The 18,085-nt window shown below is 59.9% G+C and carries 24 protein-coding genes; 7 read left to right on the top strand and 17 right to left on the bottom strand.

Annotated elements, in window-relative coordinates; all coding sequences use genetic code 11:
* From AACS18_RS00150 to nqrM, 7 genes are all read left to right on the top strand, one after another.
* A partial coding sequence (locus AACS18_RS00150; RefSeq protein ID WP_181363229.1) for an RnfABCDGE type electron transport complex subunit D occupies positions 1-404 on the top strand: 404 nt, incomplete at its 5' end.
* Positions 394-1,182 (top strand): Na(+)-translocating NADH-quinone reductase subunit C, encoded by a 789-nt coding sequence (locus AACS18_RS00155; protein ID WP_033114213.1) that lies wholly within the window; start codon positions 394-396, stop codon positions 1,180-1,182. The genes AACS18_RS00150 and AACS18_RS00155, both read left to right, overlap by 11 nt.
* On the top strand, positions 1,175-1,807 hold the full coding sequence (locus AACS18_RS00160; protein ID WP_033114212.1) for an NADH:ubiquinone reductase (Na(+)-transporting) subunit D: 633 nt from the start codon (positions 1,175-1,177) through the stop codon (positions 1,805-1,807). The genes AACS18_RS00155 and AACS18_RS00160 overlap by 8 nt, the downstream gene beginning before the upstream one ends.
* A gap of 3 nt (positions 1,808-1,810) precedes the next feature.
* Positions 1,811-2,407, top strand: coding sequence for an NADH:ubiquinone reductase (Na(+)-transporting) subunit E (gene nqrE / locus AACS18_RS00165; protein WP_033114211.1), 597 nt, complete (start codon positions 1,811-1,813; stop codon positions 2,405-2,407).
* Between the two features lie 32 nt (positions 2,408-2,439).
* Positions 2,440-3,663, top strand: coding sequence for an NADH:ubiquinone reductase (Na(+)-transporting) subunit F (gene nqrF / locus AACS18_RS00170; protein ID WP_005338656.1), 1,224 nt, complete (start codon positions 2,440-2,442; stop codon positions 3,661-3,663).
* A gap of 3 nt (positions 3,664-3,666) precedes the next feature.
* Complete coding sequence (locus tag AACS18_RS00175; RefSeq protein WP_108611952.1) at positions 3,667-4,704, top strand: FAD:protein FMN transferase; 1,038 nt, start codon at positions 3,667-3,669, stop codon at positions 4,702-4,704.
* Between the two features lie 9 nt (positions 4,705-4,713).
* On the top strand, positions 4,714-4,938 hold the full coding sequence (nqrM, locus tag AACS18_RS00180) for a (Na+)-NQR maturation NqrM (RefSeq protein ID WP_005338668.1): 225 nt from the start codon (positions 4,714-4,716) through the stop codon (positions 4,936-4,938).
* Between the two features lie 73 nt (positions 4,939-5,011).
* On the opposite strand, the gene AACS18_RS00185 is transcribed toward nqrM, so the two are convergent.
* The 17 genes from AACS18_RS00185 to AACS18_RS00265 all read right to left on the bottom strand — a co-directional run bounded on the left by AACS18_RS00185 (position 5,012) and on the right by AACS18_RS00265 (position 18,051).
* Positions 5,012-5,551, bottom strand: coding sequence for a DUF3833 domain-containing protein (locus AACS18_RS00185; RefSeq protein ID WP_076495531.1), 540 nt, complete (start codon positions 5,549-5,551; stop codon positions 5,012-5,014).
* A 14-nt stretch (positions 5,552-5,565) separates the two neighbouring features.
* Positions 5,566-6,108, bottom strand: coding sequence for a chalcone isomerase family protein (locus AACS18_RS00190; RefSeq protein WP_181363230.1), 543 nt, complete (start codon positions 6,106-6,108; stop codon positions 5,566-5,568).
* A complete protein-coding gene (locus AACS18_RS00195; protein WP_108611953.1) occupies positions 6,065-6,286 on the bottom strand; it encodes a TIGR02450 family Trp-rich protein in 222 nt (73 codons plus the stop codon). The genes AACS18_RS00190 and AACS18_RS00195 overlap by 44 nt, the downstream gene beginning before the upstream one ends.
* Positions 6,283-6,759 (bottom strand): DUF2878 domain-containing protein, encoded by a 477-nt coding sequence (locus AACS18_RS00200; RefSeq protein WP_108611954.1) that lies wholly within the window; start codon positions 6,757-6,759, stop codon positions 6,283-6,285. Before AACS18_RS00200 ends, AACS18_RS00195 begins: the two co-directional genes overlap by 4 nt.
* A 2-nt stretch (positions 6,760-6,761) precedes the next feature.
* On the bottom strand, positions 6,762-8,018 hold the full coding sequence (locus tag AACS18_RS00205) for an SAM-dependent methyltransferase (RefSeq protein WP_108611955.1): 1,257 nt from the start codon (positions 8,016-8,018) through the stop codon (positions 6,762-6,764).
* Complete coding sequence (locus AACS18_RS00210; protein WP_108611956.1) at positions 8,018-8,800, bottom strand: DUF1365 domain-containing protein; 783 nt, start codon at positions 8,798-8,800, stop codon at positions 8,018-8,020. Before AACS18_RS00210 ends, AACS18_RS00205 begins: the two co-directional genes overlap by 1 nt.
* Positions 8,797-10,056, bottom strand: coding sequence for an NAD(P)/FAD-dependent oxidoreductase (locus AACS18_RS00215; RefSeq protein WP_108611957.1), 1,260 nt, complete (start codon positions 10,054-10,056; stop codon positions 8,797-8,799). Before AACS18_RS00215 ends, AACS18_RS00210 begins: the two co-directional genes overlap by 4 nt.
* Positions 10,053-10,787 (bottom strand): SDR family NAD(P)-dependent oxidoreductase, encoded by a 735-nt coding sequence (locus tag AACS18_RS00220; RefSeq protein ID WP_108611958.1) that lies wholly within the window; start codon positions 10,785-10,787, stop codon positions 10,053-10,055. Before AACS18_RS00220 ends, AACS18_RS00215 begins: the two co-directional genes overlap by 4 nt.
* The gene (locus tag AACS18_RS00225) at positions 10,784-11,212 is read right to left on the bottom strand and encodes a nuclear transport factor 2 family protein (RefSeq protein WP_108611959.1); all 429 of its coding nucleotides are present in this window, start codon (positions 11,210-11,212) and stop codon (positions 10,784-10,786) included. Before AACS18_RS00225 ends, AACS18_RS00220 begins: the two co-directional genes overlap by 4 nt.
* A gap of 1 nt (position 11,213) precedes the next feature.
* Positions 11,214-12,635: a deoxyribodipyrimidine photo-lyase gene (gene phrB / locus AACS18_RS00230; protein ID WP_108611960.1), complete on the bottom strand. Its 1,422-nt coding sequence runs from the start codon at positions 12,633-12,635 to the stop codon at positions 11,214-11,216.
* Positions 12,632-13,519, bottom strand: a complete 888-nt coding sequence (locus AACS18_RS00235) for a MerR family transcriptional regulator (protein ID WP_108611961.1) — start codon at positions 13,517-13,519, stop codon at positions 12,632-12,634. Before AACS18_RS00235 ends, phrB begins: the two co-directional genes overlap by 4 nt.
* A 69-nt stretch (positions 13,520-13,588) precedes the next feature.
* Positions 13,589-14,536, bottom strand: coding sequence for a YbgA family protein (locus AACS18_RS00240; RefSeq protein WP_005343644.1), 948 nt, complete (start codon positions 14,534-14,536; stop codon positions 13,589-13,591).
* A gap of 180 nt (positions 14,537-14,716) precedes the next feature.
* Complete coding sequence (locus AACS18_RS00245; RefSeq protein WP_108611962.1) at positions 14,717-15,358, bottom strand: outer membrane beta-barrel protein; 642 nt, start codon at positions 15,356-15,358, stop codon at positions 14,717-14,719.
* 189 nt (positions 15,359-15,547) lie between these two features.
* On the bottom strand, positions 15,548-16,120 hold the full coding sequence (locus tag AACS18_RS00250; protein ID WP_108611963.1) for a DUF3157 family protein: 573 nt from the start codon (positions 16,118-16,120) through the stop codon (positions 15,548-15,550).
* 106 nt (positions 16,121-16,226) lie between these two features.
* Positions 16,227-17,063 carry a hypothetical protein gene (locus AACS18_RS00255; RefSeq protein WP_108611964.1) on the bottom strand — a complete coding sequence of 279 codons (837 nt, stop codon included), beginning with the start codon at positions 17,061-17,063 and terminating at the stop codon, positions 16,227-16,229.
* A gap of 79 nt (positions 17,064-17,142) precedes the next feature.
* Positions 17,143-17,421 (bottom strand): DUF6482 family protein, encoded by a 279-nt coding sequence (locus AACS18_RS00260; protein WP_108611965.1) that lies wholly within the window; start codon positions 17,419-17,421, stop codon positions 17,143-17,145.
* A gap of 18 nt (positions 17,422-17,439) precedes the next feature.
* Positions 17,440-18,051 carry an HAD family hydrolase gene (locus AACS18_RS00265; protein WP_108611974.1) on the bottom strand — a complete coding sequence of 204 codons (612 nt, stop codon included), beginning with the start codon at positions 18,049-18,051 and terminating at the stop codon, positions 17,440-17,442.
* Positions 18,052-18,085: the final 34 nt, after the last annotated feature.

Genomic DNA, 18,085 nt, shown 5'->3' on the forward strand with positions numbered 1-18,085 from the left:
TCCTGCTGGGCGCAGCCATGATCGTCTACATGCGCATCGCCTCCTGGCGCATCATCGCCGGCGTGATGATCGGTATGATCGCCACCTCCCTGCTGTTCAACGTCATCGGTTCCGATACCAACCCCATGTTCAACATGCCGTGGCACTGGCATCTGGTGCTGGGTGGCTTTGCCTTCGGTATGGCCTTCATGGCAACCGACCCGGTCTCCGCCGCCTTTACCAACAAGGGCAAGTGGTGGTACGGCGCCCTGATCGGCGTGATGGTCGTGCTGGTTCGCGTGGTCAACCCGGCGTTCCCGGAAGGCATGATGCTGGCCATTCTGTTTGCAAACCTGTTTGCTCCCCTGTTTGACCACTTCGTCGCTCAGGCAAACATCAAGCGGAGGATTGCTCGTGGCGTTTAATAAAGACTCAACCCTCGGCACCATCAGCGTGGTAACCGGCCTCTGCCTGGCCTGTTCCATCGTGGTATCCGTTGCTGCCGTTGGCCTGCGTTCTACCCAAGAGGAGAACAAGGCGCTGGACAAGCAGAGCAACATTCTCGCCGTAGCCGGCGTGGACATCAGCGATGTGGCCAAGCGCGATCTGGCCAAGCTGTATGGCGACAAGATCGAAGCCCGTCTGGTGGATCTTGCCACCGGTAACTTTGTTGACGGCGATGCCGACAACTTCGATACCAAGCAGGCGGCCAAAGATCCGGCGCAAAACATCCGTCTGGCTGCTGCCGACGACAAGGCTGGTCTGCGTCAGATCTCCAAGCTGGTTCCGGTGTTCTTCGCCAAGGATGCCGAAGGCAAGATCGACAACATCATCCTGCCCATCTACGGTCAGGGTCTGTGGTCGACCATGTATGCCTTCGTCGCAGTTGCCGCTGATGGCCAGACCATCAAGGGCATCACCTACTACGACCACGGTGAAACCCCGGGTCTGGGCGGTGAAATCGAGAATCCGGCCTGGCGTGAGCTGTTTGTCGGCAAGAAGCTGTTCGATCAGGATGGCATGCCGGCGCTGCGCGTCATCAAGGGTCACGCTCCGGCGGGCTCCGAGCACGAGATCGACGGTCTCTCCGGTGCCACTCTGACCGGTAACGGCGTACAGCATACCTTCGACTTCTGGATGGGTCCCAAGGGCTTCGGTCCTTTCCTGGCCAAGGTTCGTGCAGGAGAAATCAACAATGGCTGACAAGAGCGAAATGAAAAAGTTGCTGTTGACCCCTGTGCTGGGCAACAACCCCATCGCCTTGCAGGTGCTGGGTGTCTGTTCTGCACTCGCGGTTACCAGCCAGATGAAGACAGCGTTTGTAATGACCCTCGCGGTTATGGCGGTCACCGCCTTCTCAAACCTGTTCATCTCTCTGATCCGCAACCAGATCCCGAACAGCGTGCGGATCATTGCCCAGATGGCCATCATCGCTTCGCTGGTTATCGTGGTTGACCAGGTGCTCAAGGCTTATGCCTATGACATCTCCAAGCAGCTGTCGGTCTTCGTCGGCCTCATCATCACCAACTGTATCGTGATGGGTCGTGCCGAAGCCTACGCCATGAAGAGCGCGCCGCTCCCCTCCTTCCTGGATGGTATCGGCAACGGTCTGGGCTATGGCGCCATTCTGCTGAGCGTCGCTACCGTGCGTGAACTGCTGGGCTCCGGCACCTGGTTCGGCATCGAGCTGCTGCCGCTGGTGAACAACGGTGGCTGGTATGTACCCAACGGTCTGCTGCTGCTGCCGCCGAGTGCATTCTTCATCATTGGTCTGATCATCTGGGGCGTTCGCACCAAGGATCCCAAGCAGGTGGAGGCGAAGGATTAAGGTATGGAACACTATCTGAGTCTGTTGATTCGTTCGATTTTCATCGAAAACCTGGCACTCTCCTTCTTCTTGGGGATGTGTACCTTCCTGGCGGTGTCCAAGAAGGTAAAGACCTCCATGGGTCTTGGTATTGCCGTTATCGTGGTGCAAACCATCGCCGTACCGGTCAACAACCTGATCTACAACTACGTGCTGAAGGCAGGTGCCCTCTCCCCTGACCTGGATCTGAGCTTCCTGAGCTTCATCACCTTCATCGGGGTGATCGCGGCGCTGGTGCAGATCCTGGAGATGGCGCTGGACAAGTACTTCCCGGCTCTCTACAACGCCCTGGGTATCTTCCTGCCGCTCATCACCGTGAACTGCGCCATCTTCGGTGGCGTCTCCTTCATGGTGCAGCGTGACTACAACTTCATGGAGTCTGTGGTCTACGGCGTGGGTTCAGGTGCAGGCTGGATGCTGGCGATCGTTGCGCTGGCAGGTATCCGCGAGAAGATGAAGTACTCCGATGTTCCACAAGGCCTGCGTGGTCTGGGCATCACCTTCATCACTGCCGGCCTGATGGCGCTGGGCTTTATGTCCTTCTCTGGTATCTCCCTGTAATCGGCTTTCCTGCAATCAGAAAGGAACGATAGATGGAAATTATTTTGGGTGTGGTCATGTTTACCGTGATCCTGCTGGCACTGGTGGCAGTCATTCTGTTCGCCAAGTCCAAGCTGGTGACCGCGGGCGACGTGACAATCAGCATCAATGGTGACCCGGCCAAGGCTGTGACCAGCCCGGCCGGTGGCAAGCTGCTCGGCGTGCTGGCTGGCAGCGGTATCTTCGTCTCCTCCGCCTGTGGCGGCGGTGGCTCCTGCGGCCAGTGCAAGGTACGGGTGAAATCCGGTGGCGGCGACATTCTACCGACCGAACTGGATCACATCAGCAAGGGCGAAGCCCGTCACGGCGAGCGTCTGGCCTGTCAGGTTACCGTTCGCTCCGACATGGATATCGAACTGCCGGAAGAGATCTTCGGGGTGAAGAAGTGGGAATGTACTGTTATCTCCAACGATAACAAGGCCACCTTCATCAAGGAGCTCAAGCTGCAGATCCCCGATGGCGAGAGCGTGCCGTTCCGCGCCGGTGGTTATATCCAGATTGAAGCCCCGGCTCACCACGTGCACTACAAGAACTTCGATATTCCCGAGGAGTATCGCGGGGACTGGGATCGCTTCAAGATTTTTGAGCTGGAGTCCAAGGTCGATGAGCCGATCATCCGTGCCTACTCCATGGCCAACTATCCGGAAGAGTTCGGCATCATCATGCTGAACGTGCGTATCGCGACCCCGCCCCCGAGCAACTGGACTGCCCCTCCGGGACAGATGTCCTCCTATATCTTCAGCCTGAAGGCTGGCGACAAGGTGACTATCTCCGGTCCGTTCGGTGAGTTCTTCGCCAAAGACACCGATGCCGAAATGGTATTCATCGGTGGTGGTGCAGGTATGGCGCCGATGCGTTCCCATATCTTCGACCAGCTGCGTCGCCTGAAGTCCAAGCGCAAGATGAGCTTCTGGTACGGTGCCCGTTCCAAGCGCGAAATGTTCTATGTCGAAGACTTTGACATGCTCGCCGCCGAGAACGAGAACTTCACCTGGAACGTCGCCCTGTCTGATCCGCAACCGGAAGACAACTGGGACGGCTACACCGGCTTCATCCATAACGTGCTCTACGAGAACTATCTCAAGAACCACGAAGCACCGGAAGATTGCGAGTTCTACATGTGTGGACCTCCGGTGATGAACGCTGCCGTCATCAACATGCTCAAAGACTTGGGCGTTGAAGACGAAAACATCCTGTTGGATGACTTTGGTGGTTAATCCATGCACAGTGTTGTAAAGACCTGGCTAGCCTTCGGGCTAGCCTTTTTCTTGACTGGGTGCGGTCAGGAGACGGTCCAATCCAAACCGGAGATCCACATCACCGGTAGCACCATGGGCACTTACTACTCCATCAAGGTAGCGGACAGCGCCATCAGCGATCCGGCCAAGCTTCAAGCTGAGGTGGATGTGTTGCTGGAGCGGGTCAACGACCAGATGTCGACCTATCGCCCCGATTCCGAACTGTCACGCTTCAACCAGAGCCGTGACAACAAACCGGTAGTGGTCTCCCGCGATACCGCACGGGTCGTCACAGAGGCCATTCACATTGGCCGTGAGAGCCAGGGGGCGCTGGACGTCACCGTTGGCCCCTTGGTCAATCTGTGGGGCTTTGGCCCGGACAAGAAGCCGACCAAGATTCCTTCCGACGAGCTGATCACCCAGACTCGCCAGAAGACTGGTCTGGGCAACCTGCACGTCATCACCTCGGTGGATGCCGATACCCTGCAAAAAGATATTCCGGACCTCTACGTCGATCTCTCCGCCATCGCCAAGGGCTTTGGTGTGGACAAGGTAGCCGAGTATCTGGAGTCACTGGGTGCACGTAACTATCTGGTGGAGATTGGCGGCGAGCTGCGGATCAATGGCGTGAACGGCAAGGGTCACCCCTGGCGCGTGGCCATCGAGAAGCCCACCGCAGGCACCGGCACGGTGCAAGAGGTGATCGTGCCCGGTGACAACGGGGTGGCCACCTCCGGCGATTACCGCAACTACTATGAACTGGATGGTCAGCGCTTCTCCCACACCATAGATCCGCGCAGCGGCAAACCGATCCAGCACCGTCTGGTATCGGTCACCGTGATCCACCCCTCCTGCATGACCGCAGACGGGCTGGCCACCGTGTTTATGGTGATGGGGACCGAGAAGAGCCTGGCCTATGCCAACGAGCGCGGCCTGGCGATCTTCGTGATCACCAAGACGGACAACGGCTTTGAAGAGGCTTACTCCGATGCCTTCAAGCCCTATCTGGTCAAGAAGTAAGAGGTAGAGATGCAGATTTTTCTGATCACCTTCGGGGTATTCATGCTGGTGATAGCCGCCATGGCTATCGGTTACATCTTCCAGAAGAAGACCATCTCCGGCTCCTGTGGCGGTCTGGGTAGCGTCGGCATCGAGAAAGAGTGCGATTGCCCGGAACCCTGCGACAACCGCAAGAAGAAGATGGCCAAGGAAGAGGCCCGTCGCAAGATGCTGGAAGAGAACCGCATCATCTGATGACTCTGGTTTTTCGGTAAACAAAAGCGCGCCATCGGCGCGCTTTTTACTGGCCGTTATCTTGCGTTAACGGTCAGGGCTGACGTTCGATATAGAGGATCACTTCGCCAAGATGGATACCGAACTTGCTGATCTCGGCACGATTGATTAGACGCTCTTCGTCCAGCAGGTACATCCAGTCATCGAAGCTCACCCGCACCACCTCGCCATCCGGTAGCGCCAGATCGAGCTGATAACGCCAGTTGAGGGCGAACCCTTGGCTTTTACCCACCGCCTCTCCCACCACATCGGAAGCAGTACCTCGCCAGTGACCGTCAACCCCCTTGCTCAGATACCAGGTACGGGTCTGCTGGCGGCCATCGTCAAAGTAGAACTGCTCGAACAGCTCTCCCTTGCCATCCTTCCAACGACCCACCATCTCGACCCGAAAGCGACTGGTCACTTCGCCGCTGCGGTCGGTTACCAAGCCGTGAGCCACTAATTTACCGTTGAAGAAACGGGCGAGATCCCAGTTTGGCCCCTGCCCCCGATAGTCATCGAGACTGGCACCACAGCCACTCAGCAGCAAAAAAGGGAGCAACAGCAACCAGCGGTATGCACGATAGAAGGACATCAAAGACTCCATGTTCAGGGTTGGCCACGCAGGCGGCGGGTAAGGGCGGGATCGCGACTATTGTCAGCCAGCCAGATGGCGAGAAAAGCGGCCGAGAATTGCGGATCGGCCAGGGTGCCGAGGGGTTTTTCCTGCCACCAGAAGTGGCCTGCACCGCCCTTGTCGACATAGAAGGTAAGCTTGTCGCCTGCCTGCACATCTGGCCAGAGTGCAGCGAGCTGGCCAAGCCAGCGCTGACGCTCGGCGTCAGAGCCAAGACCGAGCCGCTGCCACTCGGCGGCAGTGGCGCTCAGCAGATCTTCCCGCTCGATGGACCTGGCATAGATTAGGGTCAGGGCCTGCGGATAGTGACCGGGCTGATAGCGCCCGCTCGCACTGTAGAGAGTGGCATCGTATAGCTTGAACCAGAGCCAGTTCATCTCCCCCTGCCCGACCGGGCGCAGCTGCTGCCAGGGGGCGGCAGAAGCCTGCACTGCGGTTGCAGCCAAGAGCGTAAACGCCAGCAGCAGCGGGTTAATTCCACCCCATATGCCAGTGGTTGGGGTCTTCCAGTTCATGCCAGTCCATCTCCTGTTCCTGCAGGGTATTGATATCCTGCATCACCACCTGCAGCAGCTGCCCCTGCGCATCCCGCTGGCAGGCAACCACCAGATAGAAGCGATCAGTGAGCTCATGCTGGCTCTCTTTGGTCCATTTGGAAAAAAGCAACGAGTCGGTCGAAAAGGTGTTTGTCATGACTCACCCTCCAGCTTGACCATTACCCACAGGAGTACGGGTAACCACCACATCCAGATCACTGCCAGCAGCGCCGTGCTGCTCCAGATGCCCCAAGGTAAGTGTACTGCCCCCATGGCGGCCCCCGCCACATAGGAGGAGGCACCGCCAAACACGCCAAACAGCGCCTGCTGCCAGCGAGGCAAGCGCAGCAGCCAGCGCATACCGTGGGCAAGCGTCAGGGCAAAACCGAGCCAGAGCAACACCAGCCAGAGGGGAAAACCGGACGGGAAATGGAACAGGCCGAGCTGCCAGAGCAGGGCATCCAGCAGACAACCGGCCACCGCGATGGGAAGCAGCCGCCAGTCACGCTGGCGGCTGGGTGAGAAGAGAAAGTGCAGCAGCAACATTGCCAGCAGCGGGCCCGGCTGCTGCCACTTCACCGCCAGCAACCAGTAGAGGTTGAACCCCAGCAGGTGAGCCCACTGCCACATGGTCAGTGACCGCTTACTGGCACATCACCCGTCCAGCCAGCGGGCCCCGGCTTGGCGGCCTCCAGCTGCACCAGACTGATGGTGCGCTCCCAGAATCCCCCCTCGCAATAGGCGAAGTAGAAGTGCCACAACCGGATGAAATCCTGGCTGTAACCGAGCTTGGGCAGCTCGGGCGCCAGCGCCAGAAAGCGATCGCACCAGTGAGCCAGGGTGCGGGCATAGTGGTGACCGTGATCGTGCAACCGCACCAGTTGCATGTCGGTCTCCCGCGCCAGCAACCCCGCCATCTGGGAGACGCTCGGCAGGCAGCCGCCGGGGAAGATGTAGCGCTGGATGAAATCGACCCCGCGCAGATACTGGGCATGGCGCTGATCGGCGATGGTGATGGCCTGAATGAGCAGACGGCCACCGGGCTTGAGCAGCCGTGACAGCTGGCGGAAATAGTCGGGCAGGAAGGCGTGGCCCACCGCCTCGATCATCTCGATGGAGACCAGCTTGTCATAGGTGCCTTCCAGCTTGCGGTAATCCTCCAGCAGCAAGGTGATGCGATCCCCCAGCCCCTCCCGCGCAATCCACTCTTTGGCATAGTCATGCTGGGCTCGGGAGATGGTGGTGGTCGTCACCCGGCAGCCGTAGTGGCGCGCGGCATAGACAGCGAGGCCACCCCAGCCGGTGCCGATCTCCAGCAGATGATCGTCAGGGCCCAGCTCCAGCCGCTCGCAGATGGTGCGCAACTTGGCTTGCTGCCCCTCTTCCAGAGTGGCGTCGGCGCTCGGATAGATGGCGCTCGAGTACTGCATATGGCTGTCGAGAAACCCCTGATAGAGGGTATTGCCGAGATCGTAGTGGGCGGCGATGTTAGAGCGCGAACCGGTCAGGGTATTGCGGTTGAGCCAGTGGCGCACCTTGTTGAACGGGAAGCTGAGCCAGCCGAGGCGCCGCTCGAGGGAGTCAAGCAGGGTCAGGTTGCGGGCCAGCAGCCGCACCAGCGCCACCGGATCCGGGCTGGTCCAGAGCCCCTCCACCCAGGTTTCTCCGGCGGCAATGCTGCCCCCCAGCAACAGGCGACGATAGAAGGCAGGATCCTGCACCACCAGTTCGGCATGCAGATCGGTACCCGCGACGCCAAAGCTGTGGCGCTCACCGCCATCCCGCAGCAGCAGTTGGCCATGTTCGAGGCGACCCAGCAGATTGAGCAGCAGTTGTCTTGCCCCCTTGTCGATGAAAGAGGCAGAGAGGGTTGATTGAGCAAGTTCCATTAGCGGCTCTCCGGATGGGTAAATATCGGGGTTCGTTTGATAAATAGACGCAGGGCCTGCCAGTAGATCCCGAGCAGCACCTTCATGGTCATCCATGGCCAGCGGGCCAGCAGAGCCACCAGCCCCTTGCGCGACAGCGGTTCGCGAGTGAGCGCCAGGGTTGCGTCAAACAGCTTGGCTTCACCGGATACGGGATGACTCTCGATATGGATCAGAGTCTCCTGCGCAGGCGGCCTGATCCGCCAGTGATAACGCATCGCCAGCCCCATAAAGGGGGAGACGTGAAAATCCTTGTCATGGGGTGCCAGCGCCGCCAGATCCAGCAGGTAGTAGTGACGCTCGTTCCAGGGAGTGTTCGACACCTCTGCCAGCAGATAGCGCGCCTCGCCCTGCCGGTAGCAGAAGTAGAAGTTGACCGGGCTGAAGTAGAACCCCAGACAGCGCACGTTGCCGAGCAGCAGTACCCGCCCCTCCGGCTCGGCATCGCCACCCAGCTCGCTCACCTTCTGCCACACCGCCTGCTTGAGGCTTCCCTCACTCCCCTTGAGATAGTCATGGCGGTGAAACGAAAGCAGTCCCGAGCGCTCCACACCGAACCAGCGCCCCTGATCGAGCTGCGGCAGCTCGTCGAGATCCAGTCCCAGCATAAAGAGGCTGTAGGAGAAGGCGTGAGCCCGCGGTGCAAAACGGCGGTGGCGCACCGAGCCCTGCCAGATGGCGCTGGTCACGCCAGCCAGTTCGTCTGTACGCTCATGTTCGGTGGCCACGGTGGCGCCGTTCATAGCTCGGCTCCGAAGCGCCTGGCGACATCCAGCGCGCTGCGCACCCCATCCTCATGGAAGCCGTTGTACCAGTAGGCACCACAGAAGTGGGTGTGCTGCTGGCCGCAGATCTCCGCGCGCCGCTGCTGGGCGGCGATGGAGGCCTGATTGAACACCGGATGGTGATAGACGAAGCGGCGCAACACCTTGCTCTCATCCACCTTGCCCTTGGGGTTGAGACTGACGCAGAAGGGCTCCGGCGAGTTCACCCCCTGCAGGATGTTCATGTTGTAGCTCACCAGCGGCCGCGCCTCGTCGTTGCCATCTAGCTGATAGTTCCAGCTGGCCCATGCCTTGCGGCGGGTGGGCAGGCAGCGAGCATCGGTATGGAGCCAGACATCGTTGGCCTGATAGGGCATGTCGCCGAGGATGTCCTGCTCCCGCTCGCCGGGATCCGCCAGCAGCGCCAACGCCTGATCGCTATGGCAGGCGAAGATCACCTCGTCAAACCGCTCCTCACCGTAACTGCTCTGGATCACCACTCCGTCCGCGTCCCGCCGTACGCTCTGCACCGGACAGGCGAGGCGGATCTGCGACTGCCAACCCGCGGTAAGGGGGCCGATATATTCCCGCGAGCCGCCCGGAATCACGTACCACTGGGGGCGATTGGCCACATCCAGCAGGCCATGGTTGGCAAAAAAGCGCAGGAAGAAGCCAAGGGGAAAGGCGCGCATATCGGCCAGGGTCGATGACCAGATCGCCGCTCCCATCGGCAAGATGTAGTGGCGGGCGAAGTAGTCGCTAAACTCCCCCGCCAGCAGAAAGTCTCCCAGCGTCAACTCGGGGCCAGCACCCTGATGTTGACCATCTGCCAACCAGGCCCGTGCCTCCCGGTTGAAGCGCAAAATCTCGCCAACAAAACCGTAGAAACGGGGGCTCAACAGATTGCTGCGCTGGGCAAACAGGGTGTCGAGGTTGTGGCCGTTATACTCCAGCCCCTCCGGGCTCTTCACCGAGAAGCTCATCTCGGCCGGTTGGCGCGCCATGCCGATCCGCGCCAGCAACTTCAAGAAGTTGGGGTAGGTGCGATCGTTGAAGACGATAAAGCCGGTGTCGATGGCATAGCTGCGGCCAGCCTGATTCACATCGACGGTCGCAGTATGGCCGCCCAGAGTCGGCGCCGCCTCGAACAGGGTTATGTCATGGAGTTTGTGGAGCAGAAAACCGGCGGTGAGCCCCGAGATCCCTGAACCGACGATGGCGATCTTTTTCTTCATGAATGGCTTCCTTTCGATACGAGTGCGCGGCCAAGGCGCAGCCAGAGCCCCACCGGCAGCGCACCAAGCAGGCGCAGCAACCAGATGAAACGGCGGGGAAAGTGGATCTGGTGACGACCAGCGGTCAGCCCGTCCATGATGGCGCGGGAGGCCTCTTCCACCGTCACCAGACAGGGCATGGGAAAATCATTTTTGGCGGTGAGCGGCGTCTGGACAAAGCCGGGGCGGATCAGGGTCACCCCAATCCCTTTGCTGGCCAAATCGAGGCGCAAGGTATCCGCCAGATAGTCGAGGGCCGCCTTGGAGGCACCATAGGCCTCAGCTCGCGGCAGCGGCAGCCAGCTCACCGACGAGCTAACGATGGCCAGCCGTGACCCAGCCCCGAGCAACGGCAAGAAGGCGGCCAGCGCATGGCCGGTGGCGGTCAGATTGGTGTCGATGACACGGGCAAACAGCTCGCTGTCAAACCCCTCCGCCACATCCATGTACTCGCAGTTACCTGCGTTGAGGATCAGCAGATCGAGGAATGGCAGCGTAGCAGCCACCCCGTTCATAGCGGCCAGATCACGGGCATCGAACTGCAGCGGCGTGACACCGTGCAGCCCCAGCGCCTGCAGCCGTTCACCATCGCGGCCACAACCCCACACCTGCCAGCCTGCCCGCCGGTAATCCAGCGCCAGTTGACGACCTATGCCAGAGGTCGCGCCTGTAATAAGCACTCGGCCGCTCATGCGCCAAGCCTCATCTTGATGGTGCGCACCACGGGCCCAAGCAGCGGCAACTGCTCGTAGAGCATGGCGCCCAGGTCAAAATAGTCCCTGTGCTGGCACACCTTGCCCGCCTCGTCGAATTCGAGGCGGGTGGCCCCCTCCACCGTCACCGGATCACCACCACACAATCTGGGGTGAGAGAAGGTCATGGTCCAGCCGAGCCAGGCCTGCGGCCCCTGCTGCTGCTGACTGGTGATGACGAAACGGCAGTAGGCGAGGCGCTGATAGAGGGCGGCAAAATAGTCGCCAAGGGCCGCCAGCCCCTCGATACGGTGGGCCGGATCGGTAAAGACCACCTGTTCGGCATAGACCTCGGGCAAGCGGTGCAACTGCTGTTTGTCCAGTTGCTGATAGAGGCCAATAAAGCGGGCCAGCGGCTCGTTCATCCTATTTCTCCAGAGCGCGAAACATCTCGATGGCTCTCACCCGGGCAACGGCGTGATCCACCATGGGAGCCGGATAATCCTGCCGCCCCTTGAGCCGCAGCCAGTCGTGGGGCTGATGCACATAAGCGGCGGGAATATCGGCCAGTTCAGTTACCCAGGTACGGATAAACTCCCCTTGTGGATCAAATCGTTGCCCCTGAGTGGTGGGGTTGAAGACCCGAAAATAGGGCGCCGCATCAGCGCCGGTACCCGCTGCCCACTGCCAGCCGCCGTTGTTGGCCGCCAGATCGCCATCGATGAGCCGACTCATGAAGTAATCCTCCCCGAGCCGCCAGTGGATATGGAGATCCTTGGTGAGAAAGCTCGCCACTATCATTCTCAACCGGTTGTGCATCCAGCCGGTGGCGTTGAGGCAGCGCATCGCCGCATCGACGATGGGGTAGCCGGTTCGTCCCTCGCACCAGGCGGCGAAGGCATCCGGATCCCAGCTCCACGGCAAGGCCGCCGCCTCGGGCTTGAAGGGGCGATTCATGGAGAGGGTCGGGATCAGCACCAGCAGGTGGCGATAGAACTCGCGCCAGATGAGCTCATTGAGCCAGACAAAGCCGGGCTGGGCATTCGACTGGGGCCGATAGCCGAGCCGCTGCTGGAGCGCCGCCACACACTGACGGGGGCTGATGATGCCCGCCGCCAGATAGGGGGAGAGCACGGAGGTGCCTGCGATGGCAGGAAAATCCCGGGTCTCGCCATAGTCGAGCACCGCCTGCTCCAGAAAAATGTTCAAACGACGCAGAGCTTCCGCCTCCCCCACCGGCCAGCGTGGATCAGGCGTCAGCTCGCCGAGCGCCTCATCAACCCACGCCCGCTCGGCCAGCGGCTGCCACGGCAGTGGCTCGCCCCGTGGCGCAGGAGCGCGATGAATGACAAACCCCTCCTCGTCAAGGGCCTTGAGCCAGGCTCGGCTGAAGGGGGTGAACACCTTGAACATCTCACCCGAGCCGGTCAGTACCCGCCCCGGCGGCAATACGCAGCAGCCGTTGAACCAGTGACAACTCACCGCCTGCTCTGCCAGCGAGGCGCTGACGGCGTGATCGCGGCGCTGCTCATCGAGCTCGATAGCCTGATTGGCGTAGAGCTGGGTCACCCCCAGCTCGCGGCAGAGGTCTGCCAGCGCAGCGGGCACCTCGGCAAAGGTCTCCACTCGCAGCAGATGGAGCGGGATGCCGAGCACCGCCAGCTCGCGGCCCAATTCATCCACCTGCGCCAACATAAAGCGCTGACGAATCGGGGCCATTTTGTGCTGCCGCCACTGGGTAGGAGAGACGATAAAGAGCGCGGCCACCGGTTCATCACCGGCGCAGGCATGCCGCAGCGCCGGGTTGTCGGCAAGGCGCAGATCGTTGCGAAACCAGACCAGTTTCATGATTTTTTCCTCCCACGTCCGCTGGCACCACCCGCAGCAGGTGCGTCCACCATCAGCTCGGCAAGACTCGCCTGCCAGCCATGGGCTTTAAGCCACTCATCATCGTAGAGGCGCCCCAGCTCGCCAAACAGGCGCGTACCGGCGGGCCACCCGGCGGCCAGATCCTGTTTGCCAAGACCGGCTCCCAGCAATACCAGCCAGGGGGTAACGGCACGTCCTTCCAGCAGGCTGGCATGGCGAGGTTCGACCGCCCCCAGCAGTTGCACCTCATAGCCCTGACCGATCAGCTCGTAGGCGGCCCAGACCAGATCGAGGGGGCCGACCTGTCCCCAGCTCGCCAGCGTGATCGGCACGCCCTTCTCCTGCTCGATCAGGTGGCGGGCGAAGCTGGTATGGAGCCAGCCCAGCCACACCTGTTGCAACAGCTCGCCATCGGGCCGCTCGCGCCACAGCCCGAGCAGTCGCTCCGCCAGCGGTTGCAGTACCCGGCTACGCACCAGCTCGAACGGATAGCTTGCCAACAGGTCGTTGAGCTCGGCCTCCGCCTTGCGCTGATTGAAGGCGAGCAGCGCCTGACTGAACTGCTCCAGGGTCTGCTGCCAGTGATCGCTCACTGGCGCGGAATGGGGTTCGCTCAAGAGCCCTTTCACCTGCCCGATACTCACCCCCCGCTCCAGCCAGCTCAGGATCTCGCCGATCTGGCGGATATCCTGTTCGCTGTAGAGGCGGTGGCCCTTTTCGGTGCGAGCCGGTTGTACCAACCCGTAGCGGCGCTGCCAGGCGCGCAGGGTCACGGCATTGACGCCGGTAAGACGAGAGACCTCGCGAATGGGGTAGATCCCCTCATCAGCCAGAGGAGCAACTTCTTGCGATAAATCAGACATGACAACGTCCATCAAACAGAAGGGTAAAGCGCCCCGGCGCAAGCCATGCGCCGAGGCAACAGAACGGATTCAGAGCCCGTAACGCAATTTGAGCGTATCGGGGTGCGGATTGAGATAAACCTGCTCGGCGAGATAGGGATTGGGGTACTCGCGCAGGTAGTGACGGATCAGGGTGAGCGGCACCAGCAAGGGGAAGATACCGGTGCGGTACTTGTCGATGGTATCGGCAAGCTCCTGCTTCTGGGCCGGGGTCAGCACCCGCTTGAAGTAGCCCTGCAGGTGCATCAGCACATTGGTGTGGCTGCGACGGTTGGCCCGCAGAGTCAGCGCCGTCATCAATCCCTTGATGTAGTTGTCGGCCACCTCCTGCAAGTTGGTGGACTTGCCCAGATTGCCGAGCAGCTTGCCGAGCGCCCTGTAGTGGGTGGTGGCATGGGAGAGCACCAGATACTTGTAGCGGGAGTGGAAGCGGATTAGCGCAGAGGCGGTGATACCACGCGCACAGAGCTGCTGCCAGTCGTGGTAGGCGAAGACCCTCAGCACGAAGTTCTCCCGCAGGATGGGATCACAGAGCCGACCATCCTCTTCCACCGGCAGCAGGGGGTTGGCCTCCATCAACGCCTTGGCAAAGAGGCCGATCCCCTCCTTGGCGCTCCCCTCGTTGTTGGCGCCATAGACCTTGACCCGCTCCATGCCACAGCTGGGTGATTTGGCACAGAGGATATAGCCGGAGATAAAGTCGAGCTGGCGCGCTTTCTGCTCGCTGAAGGCAATCAGCTTTTCGGTGACATCGAAGCTGCCGTTGCTCGCCTCGGCGCGGATCTCGCCGTTGCGCTTGACCAGCCGGATGGCGGCGCGAGGCGCCCCTAGACCAATGGCCATCTCGGGACAGACGGGGTGATAGTCAAAGTGAGCGCCAAGATCCCGTTCGCAGAAGCTGGAGCGCTTGTGGCCCCCATCGAAACGTACCTCTTGTCCCAGCAGGCAGGCACTGATACCGACTTTAATCTTGTACATGATGACGCTCCTTGTATAAGCATTGATTCAGTTATAGCAGTTATACAAAAAAATGAAAGTTGTATAACTATTTGCGACTGATACGACACAAGGAGAAAAAAGGGATCACCGGAAAAAGAAAAAACCCATGGCGAACGCCATGGGTAAAAATCAAGACACTACGGACTACGGGAAGGAGGATTAGAAGCTGTACTTCACACCCAGGCTGGAGATGGAACCTTTTTGCAGATCCCAGTTGCGATAGGTGTAATCGGCAGTCAGCGCCCAATTCTGGTTGAGCTTGTAGGCACCGCCCACCTTGAAGTCGTGCATATCGTCGGTCATGTTGGCGTAGCGGTAGGCAGTGGAGAGCTCGACATTGCCGATGTCGTAGCGCAGACCCACTTCACCGTACATGCTACCGCTATCTTTGCGAGCAACAGCATCCCACCCTTTGTTAGCGATATCGCTGGCAAGTTCACGCTCCAGCATGTAGCCGGTCAAACCGGTTTCACCGTAGAGGTTCAGACCCGTGCTCAGCGGGGTAAATACACCGACACCGATGCTGGAGATCGACATGCTGTCGTTGCCGTTGCTGCGAGAGGTGTATTCAGTGCTGCCGCGACCATAGAAATTGGAGCCGAAGCTCTTGGAGAGATCCAGGCTCAGACCGCCAAAATCACGGGTTCCTTTGCTGTCATTGCTGAAGGTACCGCTGAGATAGTCGGATTTGGTGTGCGCCCAGGTGGCGGAACCCTTGGCGTAGCTGAAGGCATCCTGCGCCATGACGGAAGTAGAGGCAAACCCGGCCAGAACCAGAAGAGAGACAGTTGCTTTTTTCATGATGATAACTCCATGTGATTGGGCCCGTTGCTAGCGAGCTGGTATGGAGTCATTGTGCGGTCAGGTTCCCGGCTTGCCGAGCTGCAAGCTGTTGCAGAACCATGTCAGATGTAAGCAGATATTGCAGGGGGTGTCAGCGGCAACAAGTTGCCGGCCCAAGCAGTGTGCATGGGCCGGAACAACGCCAAATCAGCGGAAGACCACCTCGTCAATTTCGACCCGCACCAGCGGCTGACCAGTCAATCCGGCAGGACGGGGGATCTCGAGGCCCAGCGACGGACGGGCTTGCCCCTTGCGCAGATAGGTTTCCGGCAGGCGGTTCTCGGCAACCCAGAAGCGGGCCTCCTGACGGCTCAGCTGCACCCCGTCAGCACTGAACAGGGTCACCATGCCATGCACCCCGACTACATTGCGGGTGCCGGTATTGCTCACCATAAAGGTCAGCACCAGCGGGTCAGATCCCTCGATCTTGTCCAGCTTGACCACCACACCGTCACGCGCCATCTGGGCAAGCAGTTCCGGATTGGCCTTGGCCTGATCGGTCAGCACCGGAGCTGCGACGGCCACCACAGCCCCTGCCTTCCCATCAGCAGCCACGCCCTGTAAGGGCTCGGCCGGTTTGACCACCAGATACTCCCAGGTGAAGTCGTCGTTGAGCTGAACCTGCCGGCCATCGGGCAGCGTCACCTGAGAAAGAGGGGCAGCCTGCACCAATACGGGGGAGAGGCACAGGGCAATCAGCAGACGGGAGAAGGGTTTCATAGGGCGAAGCTCGGTAACGGGTGAAAGGGCGACAGTATAAACAGTCCCGTCGACCCTTGCCTATGACAGCACTCACGTTCTGGCACCCGCATCGCTTGCCAGCAGGCTAGATGGCGAGATCGTGCCGCTCTTTCTGTGCCATATCCAGGGTCACCAGATCGAACTTGCTCCCCTTGAGGGCAGACAAAATATCCGATTGCATATCAAAGGCCTGCGCACGCTGATGTTCGGGCAGACGCACCCGGGCCAGGGTGGTGGAGCAGTCACACAGGGTATGGAAAAAGACCTGTGCTTCGTCCAGCCCCATGTCGGCCAGCATCTGCTCGGCCTGATCGACCATTCGCAGATAACGCTGCTCAAGCTGCCGTGGATTGGTGAAGCGATTGCTGAGGCAACCGTTGCTCCCCTTGCCCCAGCGACCGAGCTGACGCTTGTTGAAGCCGTAACGATAATCGCGACGCATCAATCCGTTTTCGGCAAAAAACCAGATTGAGTTGGCAGGCAGAGACCCGAACTGGGCAAGATAATCATCACGCTCCTCCACCGCTGCCGGAACCAGCAACGGCAGATGAGTCCATTCCGGACGAGTCTGCACATACTCACCAATGCGGCGAACCGGGTCGATCAGCCCTTCAATATTTGGCAGGCGATCGCAAAAGACGATCTCGTCACTCTTGATGACCCAGTGATCGATACCATAACGCTGGCAATAACGGCGGGCACGGGCCACTTCGCTGCGACTGCGGGTCGGATTATCGAGGGTAATTGCGTGGATTTTCACACCGGCAGCGCGGCACAGCTCGATGCTGTAGCAGGATTCCAACCGTCCCGAAAAAGAGACAACCAGCTCGTCAAAACTTGCCAGTCGCTCAATCAGCAGCTGTTCCCTGGCTTGAAAAGAGTGATCATATCCCTGATTCAGTACAACTACATTGGCACCCATTAAACAGCTCCGGATGATGAACAGGTGCAGTATTGTGCGGCAAACAAACTGAATAGACCCTTAAAGAGTCTGGTTAAAATTAAAACTTGATGATTATTTCCTGTGATTCTGCTGCTAAATCTTCATTTTGGGCGTCATAAATTCGTAATCTTGCTTGGTGAACCCGATGGGCTCGCAAGAAACCCTGCGCCTGATCCAGCGAGGTGAAGGTCAGGCGCCCTCCCTCGCTGTCGGTCAGGCAGAGGCACTCCCCTTCCGCTTCGATACATAGTTGATAACCGCTGCCATCCTTGCAGGCGATCAGCAGGCTCGACTCAGGATAGTGACTGAGCCAATTGCGAAACCGGCCATGCTCCATAACGCTCCCAAAGGGGCATTACCCCTTGCCGGTGGCAGGCAAACAGCCCAGCTCAACCAGCTGCTGGCGGCAACTCGCCGCGTCGGTGAAGACCATGCCCCTGATGCCAAGGGCCTCTGCCGCCGCTACGTTGGCGGGGCTGTCATCAATGAAGATGCACTCTGCCGGTTTGAGATCGAACGACACCAGCAGGTAGCGATAGATATCCGGCTCCGGCTTCATCATCCGCACCCGCGCCGAGACCACCTTGCCGCTGAAAAAGCGCCAGAAATCCTGATGCAGCTCCAGCCAGTCGATGCTGGCGTGCCCCATGTTGGAGAGGGCATAGAGCGAATGGCCCGCTCCGTGCAGCTCGGCCATCAAGGTTAGCATAGCGGGATCTGGCAACAGCGACGGAGGCACCGCCTGCAAAATCGCCAGGTTTTCTGCGGCGCTCAGGCCGGTTCTGCGCTCTGCCTGACGAGCCATGGTGTGCAGTGACATGGTGCCTCTGTCCACCTCCAGCCAGTCCTGATGATTAAACAGCCGCTCCGCCAGCTGTTCGGCCTCTTCCGGGCCACGCACCGAGCTCACTATGCCGACCGGATCCCAGCTCACCACCACCCGTCCCAAATCGAAAATAATCGCCATCACAACCTCCTGCAGCGCTGAATCGCGGGCAAAC

This window comes from Aeromonas sp. HMWF015, assembly GCF_963878965.1.
Taxonomy (GTDB): Bacteria; Pseudomonadota; Gammaproteobacteria; order Enterobacterales; family Aeromonadaceae; genus Aeromonas; species Aeromonas veronii.

Coding starts and splice junctions, on each gene's coding strand:
- AACS18_RS00160 (WP_033114212.1), top strand. CDS start 1,175: ATGGCTGACAAGAGCGAAATGAAAAAGTTGCTGTTGACCCCTGTGCTG.
- nqrE (WP_033114211.1), top strand. CDS start 1,811: ATGGAACACTATCTGAGTCTGTTGATTCGTTCGATTTTCATCGAAAAC.
- nqrF (WP_005338656.1), top strand. CDS start 2,440: ATGGAAATTATTTTGGGTGTGGTCATGTTTACCGTGATCCTGCTGGCA.
- AACS18_RS00175 (WP_108611952.1), top strand. CDS start 3,667: ATGCACAGTGTTGTAAAGACCTGGCTAGCCTTCGGGCTAGCCTTTTTC.
- nqrM (WP_005338668.1), top strand. CDS start 4,714: ATGCAGATTTTTCTGATCACCTTCGGGGTATTCATGCTGGTGATAGCC.
- AACS18_RS00185 (WP_076495531.1), bottom strand. CDS start 5,551: ATGTCCTTCTATCGTGCATACCGCTGGTTGCTGTTGCTCCCTTTTTTG.
- AACS18_RS00190 (WP_181363230.1), bottom strand. CDS start 6,108: ATGAACTGGAAGACCCCAACCACTGGCATATGGGGTGGAATTAACCCG.
- AACS18_RS00195 (WP_108611953.1), bottom strand. CDS start 6,286: ATGACAAACACCTTTTCGACCGACTCGTTGCTTTTTTCCAAATGGACC.
- AACS18_RS00200 (WP_108611954.1), bottom strand. CDS start 6,759: ATGTGGCAGTGGGCTCACCTGCTGGGGTTCAACCTCTACTGGTTGCTG.
- AACS18_RS00205 (WP_108611955.1), bottom strand. CDS start 8,018: ATGGAACTTGCTCAATCAACCCTCTCTGCCTCTTTCATCGACAAGGGG.
- AACS18_RS00210 (WP_108611956.1), bottom strand. CDS start 8,800: ATGAACGGCGCCACCGTGGCCACCGAACATGAGCGTACAGACGAACTG.
- AACS18_RS00215 (WP_108611957.1), bottom strand. CDS start 10,056: ATGAAGAAAAAGATCGCCATCGTCGGTTCAGGGATCTCGGGGCTCACC.
- AACS18_RS00220 (WP_108611958.1), bottom strand. CDS start 10,787: ATGAGCGGCCGAGTGCTTATTACAGGCGCGACCTCTGGCATAGGTCGT.
- AACS18_RS00225 (WP_108611959.1), bottom strand. CDS start 11,212: ATGAACGAGCCGCTGGCCCGCTTTATTGGCCTCTATCAGCAACTGGAC.
- phrB (WP_108611960.1), bottom strand. CDS start 12,635: ATGAAACTGGTCTGGTTTCGCAACGATCTGCGCCTTGCCGACAACCCG.
- AACS18_RS00235 (WP_108611961.1), bottom strand. CDS start 13,519: ATGTCTGATTTATCGCAAGAAGTTGCTCCTCTGGCTGATGAGGGGATC.
- AACS18_RS00240 (WP_005343644.1), bottom strand. CDS start 14,536: ATGTACAAGATTAAAGTCGGTATCAGTGCCTGCCTGCTGGGACAAGAG.
- AACS18_RS00245 (WP_108611962.1), bottom strand. CDS start 15,358: ATGAAAAAAGCAACTGTCTCTCTTCTGGTTCTGGCCGGGTTTGCCTCT.
- AACS18_RS00250 (WP_108611963.1), bottom strand. CDS start 16,120: ATGAAACCCTTCTCCCGTCTGCTGATTGCCCTGTGCCTCTCCCCCGTA.
- AACS18_RS00255 (WP_108611964.1), bottom strand. CDS start 17,063: ATGGGTGCCAATGTAGTTGTACTGAATCAGGGATATGATCACTCTTTT.
- AACS18_RS00260 (WP_108611965.1), bottom strand. CDS start 17,421: ATGGAGCATGGCCGGTTTCGCAATTGGCTCAGTCACTATCCTGAGTCG.
- AACS18_RS00265 (WP_108611974.1), bottom strand. CDS start 18,051: ATGGCGATTATTTTCGATTTGGGACGGGTGGTGGTGAGCTGGGATCCG.